Origin of the sequence: Bacillus sp. SIMBA_074 (assembly GCF_046534555.1) — a bacterium.
Classification (GTDB): Bacteria; Bacillota; Bacilli; order Bacillales; family Bacillaceae_G; genus Bacillus_A; species Bacillus_A mycoides.
The window spans coordinates 36,994-49,563 of sequence record NZ_JAWRYM010000027.1 but is presented as its reverse complement, the minus strand read 5'-3'; the positions used below and the strand labels follow the sequence as shown (position 1 = coordinate 49,563).

The window sequence follows — 12,570 nt, the reverse complement described above, 5'->3', positions numbered from 1 at the left end:
TTTTATGAAAGGGTTATTTTAGAGTATAACGTTCTGAACGTTTTTCTAATATTTGTTGCACGATAGATAATAAGAAGCAAATTACCCAATAAATTAGACCTGCTTCAAAATAAACAATTAAAAACTCATAGTTCATTGCCGCAATTTCCTGCGCTTTTCGGAACATTTCTGTTACTAAAATTAACGACGCTAATGACGTATCCTTCACTAAACTAATAAATGTATTCGAAAGCGGCGGAATTGATACGCGTGTTGCTTGTGGTAAAATAACACGTTTTAATGCTTGCGGGTATGTCATCCCAATTGTGTAAGCTGCTTCCCACTGTCCTTTCGGGATTGAAAGGATAGAAGCACGAATAATTTCAGATGCATATGCACCTACATTTAATGAAAATCCAATAACTGCTGCTGTATATGGCTCAACTTCAATATTAAGAGTTGGAAGACCATAGAAAATAATAAATAACTGTACAAGAAGTGGCGTTCCGCGAATGATAGATACATAGATACGAGCAATCCATTGTAAAATACGACTACCTGAAATACGTGCGAGCGCTGTTAACGTCGCAAGTATAATACCGATAATAAATGTAATAAGCGTTAACGGAATTGTCGTAAAGACAGCTTCCTTCAGCATAGGCGCGAAGGAAGTCTGCATAATATCTATCCAAGTAGACAATCGATCTGACATCAATGCGCTACTTAGATACATTTTCACCGAACCATTTTTTCGTTATTTTATCGTACGTACCATCTTTTTTCATATCTTCTAACGCTTTATTTACTTCTTGGACAAGTTTGTCGCTACCTTTACGGAATAAGAATCCACTTTGTGACGCTTCTTTTTCTGTATCTACAATTTTAATTTTTGCATCTTTTTTCGTTTCTAAATAGTTTAACACTGATAATTTATCATTGATTGTGAAATCAACGCGGCCAGAACTTAATAATTCTGCTGCTTGGCTAAATCCTTCTACACCTGTGATTTCCGCACCATTTTTCTTAGCAATATCTGCGTAGTTACTTGTTAAAGATTGTGCTGCTTTTAATCCTTTTACGTCAGCAAATGTAGCAGGTTTATCTTTATCTTTCGCAATAACTAATGCTGCTGAAGAAGAAATATATGGACTAGAGAAGTCATATTTCTTTTGGCGATCTTCACGAATACCAACTTCGTTCGCAACCATGTCGAAACGTTTTGCATCTATTCCTGCAAGTAAGCTATCCCATTGTGTTTCTTTAAATACAGGCTTTACACCTAAACGTTTTGCAACTTCTTCTGCTAATTCAACGTCAAACCCAGTTAATTTATCGTTTGTATCGTGGAACGTAAATGGTGGATATGTACCTTCTGTACCAATTACAAGCTCACCGCTTTGTTTTATCTTCTGTAATGCATCTTGATTAGCTGTATCTTTTTTCTCTTCTTTACCGCAGCCCGCTACAATCCCAATCGCTAATGTAGTTACTGCAAGCACTGAAAATAATTTTTTCATGATAGTAGTCCTCCAAGTATTCTGATAGGAATTTAAAAACTATATTGATTGTATGCAATTTCGAACAATTTTTCAATGAAAATGTTCTTATTTAGTTTAACCTTTTTCTTCATAATCAAACAAAATGGAAAAATAGCGCTACATACAAAAAATAAGTAACATTTTTTAATATAGCATTTATAAAGAAAAAGGTAAAACAATACCTACTTATTTATAAGTTTTTCAGCCGGTGAAATATATTAACTTCTAAGCGGACAATCCGATCAAAAAAGAACTTGCGAAAATCGCAAGTTCTTCTAAAAATTAAGCACTCTGGTTTCCTTCCATTTGCGTTTTATACATATCGTAATAACGCCCGCGCTTTTTCATTAATTCATCATGGGAGCCTTTTTCCAAAATCGTTCCTCTATCAAGCACAATAATTTGATCAGCGCTCTTAATTGTTGAAAGACGATGAGCGATAATAAACGTCGTTCGTCCTTTCTTCACAACTTCTAGCGCTTGTTGAATCATTGCTTCTGTTTCTGTATCAATACTGGAAGTCGCTTCATCTAAAATTAAAATAGCAGGATCAAAAGCAAGTGCCCTAGCAAACGATATAAGCTGACGTTCTCCGGTTGAAAGTGTACTTCCTTTCTCCGTAATTTTTTCATCTACATTGTTCGCAAACCTTTCCGCACCAACATCACGTAACGCCTTTACGATGCGATCTTTTGAAATTTTTTCATTTTCTAAGCTTACATTGGATGCCACTGTCCCGCTAAATAAAAACGGATCTTGCAATACAATTCCCATATGTTCACGTGTTGCTTGTTTCGGCATCTCTGTTACATCATGACCATCAATCGTAAGCTTCCCTTTTTGAAATTCATAAAACTGAAAGAGCACATTCATAATGGAACTTTTTCCTGATCCAGTATGACCGACAAGTGCCACTGTCTCCCCTTGTTTCGCTTCAAAAGAAATATTTTTTAATACTTCATCTTTTCCATTGTAAGAAAACGAAACATTATCGAATTTCACATTTCCGGTTAAGCGAGGCATACGTTCTTCTTCTACTGCCTCTCCCTTTTCCTCTAGCAATTCAAAGACGCGCTCTGATGCAACACGCGATTGCTCTAAGTTAGCAAGTTGGTTCACCATGTTCGTAATTGGCGAGAACAATCTCGTTAAATAATCGACGAAAGCATACAGTATCCCTAGAGAAAGGAGGCCCGAAGCACTTAATGAAGCACCACCGAAATACCAAATTACACCTGTAAAAGCGATGTTTCTTAATACAGACACTAAATTATGCGAAGTTGCTGCATTTAAATTTAAAATTTTATTTTGATATTTAAAATAATCACCATTTAACTCTTCAAATTCCTTCTTCGTTTCATGTTCTTGACGAAATGCTTGAATAATTGGCATCCCTTGAATTGATTCATTCACTGTTCCGTTAATATCCGATAAACGCGAACGCATTTTATGATTGTATACAGACGCATACTTTCTATACATAATCGCCCAAACAATTAAAATTGGGATGATGAGTAAGCATAGTGCCGCCAGTTTTACATCAAGTAAAAATAGCGCAGCGAAAATCCCGATAATATAGATGATACTAGAGACGAATGTCGCAAGCACTGTTACATATAAATCACGAATCGCTTCTGTATCATTCGTTACACGCGATACAATTTTCCCTGCTGGTAAATGGTCAAAATAACGAATTGGCAACGTTTGAATATGGGAAAAGACGTCTTCCCTCATAATTTGAATAATTTTGTTTGCCGCCTTCTGTAAGAAGAACTGCTTTCCGTATGCAAATAATGATACGACTACTAATAAAGCGAAATATCCACCGCCAAGTAGTAATAACCTATTTATTTCTGGTTTATAAAACGCAAATACTTCTTCTTTCGTTAAGGCTTTCGATTTATACACTTGCACTGCCTTACCACTTTGTACTGTAAGCACATCACCCTTAACAGAACGAGTTCCTTCAAGCGTTATTTTATTCGGTACAAAATAGTACTGAAAACCAACTTGAATCACTCGGACTTCTTTCCCTTTTTGCTCACCTTGTTCAAAGCGATCACTTCGCTTATAAAAGGCGCCATTATATGAAACAGCATCCTCACTCTTTTCTGTTTCATACCAGGGTCTCTCTATTCCAACGATATGCTCATCGATCATCGTTTTTGCGACGAAAGGACCCGCGAGTTCTGCAATAACGAAAACAAATAGCATCGCCATCGCTGCAAAAATCGGCCCTTTTACTTTCATCGCGTATTGAAACAATCGTTTTGAAACACTCATATTTTCACCCCACTATCCGTACTTTCACTTTCACCTTGTTGTCTTTCGAACTGCTCTGCATACCAACCCCCATTTCGAACGAGCGCTTCATGCGAACCTTCTTCAATAACCTCACCGTTATCCATAACGAGAATCCAATCAGCATGCTGCACTGCTGACAAACGATGCGTCGTTATAATCGTCGTCTTCCCGCTTCTTTCTGTTCGTATATTTTCAATAATTGCCGCTTCAGTACGAGCATCAACAGCTGATAAAGAATCGTCCAAAATTAAAATTTCCGGATTTTGAATAACAGCCCTTGCAATTGAAATCCTTTGCTTTTGCCCACCTGATAAAGAAACACCTTTCTCTCCAACGAGCGTTTCTAAACCTTCCGGTAAAAACTCTAAATCTTTTTTAAACGCAGCTATTTCAATCGCTTTTTCAAGCTCTTCTTCAGTCGCTTCTCTATTTCCGAATAAAATATTTTCCTTCGCTGTTTTTGAAAATAAAATGTGTTCCTGCGGTACATACCCAATCCAGCCAAGTACGTTATCATTCGTAATTTTATCTAGCTTCACATCAGAAACTGCAATATCCCCTTCTCCAAGTGGATATTGACGAAGAAGCTGACGAACGAGCGTCGTTTTCCCGCTTCCTGTTTTCCCAACAACTCCAAGTGTCTCTCCTTGTTTTAATGAGAACGAAACATTTTTTAAATTTGTTTCAATTGATGAAGGATATGAAAAAGTAACGTTATCAAATTGAATGTAATCTGGCTCTTGTACAACCTTTGGATCTTTCGGATTCTTTACATCCGGTTCATAAGCTAACGTTTCATTTACACGATCGAGCGACGCATTTCCTCTTTGCATAACATTAATCAATTCACCAATTGCAAACATCGGCCAAATCATCATCCCTAAATAGACGTTAAAAGAAACGAGCTCACCAAGTGTCACCTTTGATTGGAATACGAGATATGCACCGTACACTAAACCAATTAAATAGCTAAGACCGACGAGCATTTTTACAGTTGGCTGGAATAATGCATCGATTCTTGCTACTCTCATATTTTTTTCGTACACGTCATCTCCTAAATGATGAAACCTTCCTTGATCAGCACTCTCCTGTACGTACGCACGAATAACGCGTACACCCGCAATTGATTCAAGTACTTTATCGTTCATATCCCCGAACGCATCTTGCGCGACTGTAAATCTTTCATGCAATTTCTTTCCGTATCTATTCATCGCATACGCCATAATCGGAAGCGGTATAAGCGCAGCAAATGTTAACTGCCAACTAATTGAAAAGCCCATCATACAAACGATTGTAAGCATATATAGACTAGAATCAACGAGCGTTAATATACCAAAACCAGCTGTCATGGAGATTGCTTTTAAATCATTTGTTGCTCTCGCCATTAAATCGCCAGTACGATTTTTTTGATAAAACGTCGGTGTCATCTTAAGTAAGTGCCCCATAAATTTTGAACGCATCGTTTTCTCAAGTACGAACGCACCGCCAAATAGTTGGTGCTGCCAAATGAAAGTAAGTACATACCCACCAATCGTTACCCCAAGTAAAATAAGAATATATTGCATAATCGCCTCATTCGTTAAGGCTCCCGTTTTAATATTATCAATTGTAATTCCTAACACTTTCGGTGGAATTACCTCTATCACGTTTACAATTAAAAGTACCCCAATTGCAATACTATACCTTTTCCAATGCTCTCTAAAAAACCAGCTTAACTTTAGTAATACTGAAAACAATATAACCTCTCCTTTCTCTTTCTCGTTTGATTCACATTTCTTTATCCGCTATCCAAACCCATCACATTTACATTTCGTAAGCCATACAATTTCATCACATTTTTCCACCTTCCAAATTCTAATTTTTTATAATAACAAGGAAAATAAAGTGAAACTTTAATCAGTGGGGGTTTTGTTCATTCCCCACTGATTATTAGCCTTCACCAATCGGGCGTTTACGGGCAGCCCGACTCCCATCCCAACTTCTTTGCTCCAGCTGAATTTTGAGGCGGGAGTCTTACTGCCCGCAAATAGCGGGATAAACAAAAAAAAGCATACCGCCGCTTGACGATATGCAATAGAATGCATAAAAGCGTACGTTACGATATACGCAACGTACGCTTCTCATAAGACACAAAGGTCCTATATATCCGCACGGGTTGCGTAATGATATGAATGTTTTCCGCCATTTAACAGAGCTAAGCCCATTACATTTACGATTACAATCATTACGCACACCCCCTTCATTTATTTTCCATTTATAATCTTACAACTTTATTGAGTATTCTGTCAATTATTTTTTTCGTTTTAGAATAAAATAATCTTTTATCACAAAAAAATAAAAGTGATGCATTCTACTTATAATTCAGTTTGAAATAAGAGAATCTTCTGTAAGAAAGGGCATACAAAATAAAAAAATAGTAAGAAATCGTTTTCACAAACATTTCATTTGAAAAATATTATCAAACCACCTACAATCACCTTATACTCACTCTTACAAGTTGCTATTTTAGGAGGACTAATCATGACAACTAGCAATACGTACAAATTTTATTTAAACGGAGAATGGAGAGAAAGCTCTTCAGGTCAAACAATCGACATTCCATCTCCATACTTACACGAAGTAATTGGGCAAGTACAAGCAATTACTCGAGGAGAAGTGGATGAAGCAATTGCATCTGCAAAAGAAGCTCAAAAATCATGGGCTGAAGCTTCTCTACAAGATCGCGCAAAATACTTATATAAATGGGCTGATGAGCTTGTAAATATGCAAGATGAAATTGCCGATATCATTATGAAAGAAGTCGGTAAAGGATATAAAGATGCGAAGAAAGAAGTTGTTCGTACAGCTGACTTCATTCGTTACACTATCGAAGAAGCTCTACATATGCACGGAGAAAGCATGATGGGCGATAGCTTCCCTGGCGGAACGAAATCGAAACTTGCGATTATCCAACGCGCACCACTTGGTGTTGTATTAGCAATCGCACCGTTTAACTACCCAGTAAACTTATCTGCTGCAAAACTTGCACCAGCACTAATTATGGGTAACGCTGTTATTTTCAAACCAGCAACTCAAGGTGCAATTAGTGGTGTTAAAATGGTTGAAGCACTTCATAAAGCTGGCCTTCCAAAAGGTCTTGTAAACGTAGCTACAGGACGCGGTTCTGTAATTGGTGACTACTTAGTAGAGCACGAAGGCATCAATATGGTATCGTTCACAGGCGGTACAAACACAGGTAAACATTTAGCGAAAAAAGCTGCAATGATTCCACTTGTATTAGAACTTGGTGGTAAAGACCCTGGTATCGTTCGTGAAGATGCTGACTTACAAGATGCTGCAAATCATATCGTAAGCGGTGCATTCTCTTACTCTGGTCAACGTTGTACAGCTATTAAACGTGTACTTGTACACGAAAACGTAGCGGACGAGCTTGTTGGCTTATTAAAAGAGCAAGTAGCTAAACTATCAGTTGGATCTCCAGAACAAGACAGCACAATCGTTCCATTAATCGACGATAAATCTGCTGACTTCGTTCAAGGTTTAGTTGACGATGCTACTGAAAAAGGTGCAACAATCGTTATCGGTAACAAACGTGAGCGCAACCTAATTTATCCAACATTAATCGACCACGTAACAGAAGAAATGAAAGTTGCTTGGGAAGAGCCATTCGGCCCGATCCTTCCAATCATCCGTGTTTCTTCAGATGAACAAGCAATTGAAATTGCTAACAAATCAGAGTTCGGCTTACAAGCAAGTGTCTTCACAAAAGACATTAACAAAGCATTTGCAATTGCTAACAAAATCGAAACTGGTTCTGTTCAAATTAACGGGCGCACAGAGCGCGGACCTGACCACTTCCCATTCATCGGTGTAAAAGGTTCAGGTATGGGCGCACAAGGTATTCGCAAGAGCCTTGAGTCTATGACACGTGAAAAAGTAACTGTATTAAACTTAGTTTAATCTTATATGTAGCAGCTGATCTAATATTTAGGTCAGCTGCTTTTTAGTTAAAATCCTCCGGGACCTAATAACAAATTCTTCTCTATAATCTGATTATTACTATATCCATTGACGTATAAAAATACATTTGTTACTCTTAAACATGTTAATTTAATACATAAATCCTCATTCGTATCTCGGTGAGGTAGAGGTTGCAGTCATTAAGAGTATCATTTCAGGAGATGTAGTGGCATTGATGAAGAAATGAGAAAGGAATGATTGCCGAAGTAAGTCGTGTCCACCATGCACGCTTGCTGGGTCTGCATTTAATAAGTGCAGAACTGTCACAAACGTTTCGTTTGTGGAGAGCTATCGAGAGGTATGTCGTGGGTTTCTTATAAGATAGAAAGCATGTAGCGGCAAATTACGTGCTTTTTTTGTTTTGTTTGGACCTTCTCTTCCTTATCAGGAAGACATACATATCTCCTCGCTTGACTTGGTTATACTAACTTTGGAGGTATTTTCTATGCAACAAAAAAAATGGGGCTTTTGGGTACTAACAGCTTTCGTTGTCGGTAACATGGTTGGCGCTGGTATTTTCATGGTGCCAAGTACGTTAGCACAAACAGCAAGCCCACTCGGTGTCACTTTAGCTTGGTTAACAACAGGGTTTGGTGTTTTAATGCTAGCTCTTGTTTTCGGTAATTTAGCAATTCGTCGTCCTGATTTAACGACAGGACCACAAAGTCATGCATATGCTTTATTCTCAACACCAAAAAGAAAGAAAATGGCTGGTTTCAGCATGGTATGGGGATATTGGGTTGCAAACTGGGCAAGTAACGTTGCCATTATTACATCTTTCGCGGGATATTTATCGCTCTTCTTCCCAATTATGAAAGATACACGACTACTATTTTCAATTGGCTCTTTCAATATAGAAGTTGGAAAACTAATTACATTTACTATTTGTTCCATCTTACTTTGGGGAACACATTTAATTTTAACAAACGGTGTAAGCGGAGCTGGGAAGCTAAACTTCTTAGCAACAACAACGAAAGTAACTGGATTCCTTCTATTCATCGTCGTTACGTTATTTGCGTTCGAAGCTTCAAAATTTGGACAATGGTACACACCAATGATCGATAAAGAAGGCGTATCACACGGTCTACTTTCACAAGTAAACTTAGCTGCTCTTACAACACTTTGGGCATTTATCGGGATAGAATCAGCCGTTCTTTTATCAAACCGAGCTACCTCTCCAAAAACGGTAAAACGCGCAACTGTTGCAGGATTACTTATCACAGTTGCAATTTACTTAGGAATTACAATTTTAACAATGGGTGTACTTCACGTTGATAAATTACAAGCTTCTGAACGTCCATTAGCAGATGCATTAAACGCTGCAATGGGTCATGGCGGCGGGAAACTTATGGCATTACTTGCTCTTACTTCCCTATTCGGTTCAATATTAGGCTGGATTTTATTAAGCTCAGAAGTACCTTATCAAGCAGCCAAAGAAGGTTTCTTCCCTTCCTTCTTTACAAAAACAAATAAAAAAGGAAGTCCAATTTACTCATTACGATTAACAAACATTATGTCGCAAGTGTTCTTATTCTCAACACTATCTGGAACCATTGCGGAAGCTTATACATTCGTTATTACCGTATCAACACTGGCCTACCTCATTCCATATCTCGTTTCACCAATCTTCCAGTTAAAACTGGTCGCAACTGGTGAAACTTATAAAAATGAAATGCGGGCAAGAATTATAGATGGTGTGGTCGCAGTCATTGCAATTTGCTATGCGTTATGGGTTATTAAAACAGGCGCATCCGATATAAAAACATTCCTTCTCGGAATTGGTTTATTCGTAATCGGCTTTGCCTTCTATCCATTAATGAATCGTGATCAGAAAAAAAATAAAGAAAAGAAAAACGAGCAAGTTGCGTAACGCAATTTGCTCGTTTTTTACTTTATAAAACATATATAATAGAAAAAAGAGGTGAAAAACATGTCAATCGAATCACTATGGAGCTCTCGCTTTCAACAACATATTCAAAATGCCATCACATACTTTGCACGTATGATTAACGGTTTACTATATAGCTTCATCTTCGTCTCATGTGTAGGTGCATATTATTACGCTAAGTTTCTTAAAACGGATCCTTCTAAAGGAATATCTTTATTACTCATCACGATCGTACTTACACTCATTATAACGAGATGCCAAGTTCGCACATTTATTCAAAAACCGGACGCTGTCTATTTACTTGCATTAGAAGAGAAATTAACATCTTATTTTAAAAAATCTCTTCTATATAATTACATCATTCAGCTTTTCCCGCTTATATTTACGTTCCTTGTTATCGTACCGCTTGCCATGCAATCATTACAACTAACCGTACCTTTCTTATGTACAATCTTTATAATTTTAATGATTCTAAAGGGCTGGAACATATACATACATTGGATGTGGCGTGATAGTTATGAAAAAAGCATATGGTTTATCATTCGTATTGCTTGTAACGCCCTGATCATTTACATGCTGTTTTATACTGCAAATGTGATCGTGTTAGGCGGACTACTCTTACTTCTTGCTTTCCTGCTTCTATACACGAAGAAACAACCTACAAAACGAATACCGTGGGATTACATAATCGAACAAGAAGAAAAAATGGACGTTCATTTCTATCAATTTGCTAGCATTTTCACCGATGTTCCGCAACTGAATAAGCAAGTAAATAAAAGAAAATGGCTTACAAATTGGATTGAACCTTTATTACATAAAAAACGAGCAACTTTCTTCTATTTACATACACTAGCATTTTTACGCGGTAATGATTATTTCGGTATATATATTCGCTTAGGGTTGATCGGTGCTTTCGCTCTATATTTTATTCCGAATATATATGTAAAAGGTGCTTTCGCTTATATCGTCCTATATATGATTTCTATGCAGCTCCGTTCCCTGTGGAAATATTTTTCGGGAAATATTATTGTAGCATTATATCCAATTGATACTGAAAAACGAATGAATCAATTTCTCCGCTTAATCTTTATATTGCTAAGCATTCAACTCATTGTATTTTCAAGTATTATACTCATTGCTACAGGGCAATTTTCACATAGTCTTATCATTATGATTATCGGGTTAATCTGGATCAAATTTATTATTGTACCAAAAACGAAGCAACGCGTTTCTTCGTTTTAACGAAAAGAATTATCTTAAAAGCCAAGGAGAAAATAAATTATCTCCTTGGCTTTTTTATTTTTCTTCCTCAAACAAGAATCACTGAAACAACCGATATTTTATGATTTTTACATACAAAAACGATAATACATGTTTACGTCCTAATAAAAAGGGTAGTTATTAAATTAACAGGGCAAAGGAACTGGAGGGAATGAAAAAATATGAATTAAAGTTTCACTTTATAAAAGGCGTTGCTCAAGGACGATTCTGGAACCGATTATATAATATAAGGAGCTGATTGCAATGAGTAAAAAAATTGCTATTTTAATAACGGATTATTTCGAGGACACAGAATACACAGAGCCAGTAGAAGCTTTTAATCAAAAGGGATACGAATTAACAACTATTGAAATGGAAAAAGGTAAAACGGTACACGGTAAACAAGGAAAAAGTGAAGTCGTAATTGATAAAAGTATTGATGATGTTTCTCCAGAGAACTTTGATGCCCTCTTTATACCAGGCGGATTTTCCCCAGATATACTTCGTGCAGATGAACGTTTTGTTCGCTTTAGCAAAGCATTTATGGATGCGAAAAAACCTGTTTTTGCTATTTGTCACGGCCCCCAATTACTCATCACTGCACAAGCACTTGAAGGACGCGATGTGACTGGATATAAATCCATTGAGGTCGATTTGAAAAATGCCGGTGGAAATTTTCATGATAAAGAAGTGGTTGTATGCCAAAATCAGCTAGTAACAAGTAGACAACCGGAGGACATCCCAGTGTTTATTGAAGAATCATTGCATATATTAGGGTAGTTATTAGAGGTTAACCAAAGTAGCTAAATAACTACTTTGGTTAACCTTTTTATTTGTAAAAAACAAAATTAACACCATATGAAACATTTCTTCATCTTTAATGATTTTTTGAGATAGCCTCTTTTCTCGTCCCAAAATTTCTAATCACTTTTCATAGGCAGTTCTCATATAGTGAAAATGACTATACAATTCCTATCCATAAGTTAAATAATGATTTCGCACATATAAATAAAAAAGATAGGAGCTCTATTATGAACAACAATCCGCCTGCAACGCCCCAAAACAACTCAGAAGAAAATAGCCGTGACATTAAATTGCAAACATTACGAGTCATCGGACTCATCGTCCTTATTAGTGGTTATATCCTCGTCGCTCTCTCAGAAGTAGGTGAGCTGAAAACCTTATTAACAAACCCTAACGCCAATCCTGATTTAGCTGAAGTTGATCCGTTTTAAAAATTATATAAAAAGCGAGTCCCAGTATAACTGGTTCGCTTTTATATAGTTTCATCCAATCTGAGAAACATTTCCTTCATTCTGATACTTCTCTTTCCCTATCGCCTTCATAAATAATAAAATACTGCTCATACCAACGATGAAATATAGAGTGCTCATGCCCCAAGATGCAATAAATGAACCTCTTACTTCATTTGGTACCATATGTGCCAGAATAGATTGACATACTGGCACATACATCATCTCTCCTACAGTTTAGAAAAGCCCTGCGATTAATAAGATCCATAAACTATAGCTCACTCCGAGTATTGTAAATCCAATTTTATAAATGAATAAGCCTACATAT

General features: G+C 36.9%; 9 protein-coding genes, 1 pseudogene and 1 riboswitch. Of the genes and pseudogenes, 5 read left to right on the top strand and 5 right to left on the bottom strand.

Going from position 1 to position 12,570, the window contains the following annotated elements; genetic code table 11:
• Positions 1-13: 13 nt before the first annotated feature.
• The 4 genes from SB773_RS22955 to SB773_RS22940 form a co-directional block, all read right to left on the bottom strand.
• Positions 14-712: an amino acid ABC transporter permease gene (locus SB773_RS22955; RefSeq protein WP_033706449.1), complete on the bottom strand. Its 699-nt coding sequence runs from the start codon at positions 710-712 to the stop codon at positions 14-16.
• Positions 699-1,496: an amino acid ABC transporter substrate-binding protein gene (locus tag SB773_RS22950; protein WP_002030008.1), complete on the bottom strand. Its 798-nt coding sequence runs from the start codon at positions 1,494-1,496 to the stop codon at positions 699-701. Before SB773_RS22950 ends, SB773_RS22955 begins: the two co-directional genes overlap by 14 nt.
• A gap of 303 nt (positions 1,497-1,799) precedes the next feature.
• Positions 1,800-3,800, bottom strand: coding sequence for an ABC transporter ATP-binding protein (locus tag SB773_RS22945; RefSeq protein WP_410592354.1), 2,001 nt, complete (start codon positions 3,798-3,800; stop codon positions 1,800-1,802).
• Positions 3,797-5,557, bottom strand: a complete 1,761-nt coding sequence (locus SB773_RS22940) for an ABC transporter ATP-binding protein (protein ID WP_002125499.1) — start codon at positions 5,555-5,557, stop codon at positions 3,797-3,799. The genes SB773_RS22945 and SB773_RS22940 overlap by 4 nt, the downstream gene beginning before the upstream one ends.
• A 784-nt stretch (positions 5,558-6,341) precedes the next feature.
• Here SB773_RS22940 and gapN point away from each other — a divergent pair.
• The 5 genes from gapN (at position 6,342) to SB773_RS22915 (ending at position 12,224) form a co-directional block, all read left to right on the top strand.
• Positions 6,342-7,781, top strand: a complete 1,440-nt coding sequence (gapN, locus tag SB773_RS22935; RefSeq protein ID WP_410592351.1) for an NADP-dependent glyceraldehyde-3-phosphate dehydrogenase — start codon at positions 6,342-6,344, stop codon at positions 7,779-7,781.
• A gap of 177 nt (positions 7,782-7,958) precedes the next feature.
• Positions 7,959-8,140: riboswitch (Lysine riboswitch) on the top strand.
• Positions 8,141-8,286: 146 nt separating this feature from the next.
• Positions 8,287-9,711, top strand: coding sequence for an amino acid permease (locus SB773_RS22930; protein WP_410592349.1), 1,425 nt, complete (start codon positions 8,287-8,289; stop codon positions 9,709-9,711).
• Positions 9,712-9,771: 60 nt separating this feature from the next.
• The gene (locus SB773_RS22925) at positions 9,772-10,971 is read left to right on the top strand and encodes an ABC transporter permease (protein WP_410592347.1); all 1,200 of its coding nucleotides are present in this window, start codon (positions 9,772-9,774) and stop codon (positions 10,969-10,971) included.
• 282 nt (positions 10,972-11,253) lie between these two features.
• Positions 11,254-11,769 carry a type 1 glutamine amidotransferase domain-containing protein gene (locus tag SB773_RS22920; RefSeq protein ID WP_410592345.1) on the top strand — a complete coding sequence of 172 codons (516 nt, stop codon included), beginning with the start codon at positions 11,254-11,256 and terminating at the stop codon, positions 11,767-11,769.
• Positions 11,770-12,020: 251 nt separating this feature from the next.
• Complete coding sequence (locus tag SB773_RS22915) at positions 12,021-12,224, top strand: hypothetical protein (RefSeq protein ID WP_002010828.1); 204 nt, start codon at positions 12,021-12,023, stop codon at positions 12,222-12,224.
• A gap of 51 nt (positions 12,225-12,275) precedes the next feature.
• Here the strand turns inward: SB773_RS22915 and SB773_RS22910 are convergent.
• Positions 12,276-12,569 (bottom strand): annotated as a pseudogene (locus SB773_RS22910) (MDR family MFS transporter); the annotation flags it as partial.
• Position 12,570 lies beyond the last annotated feature (1 nt).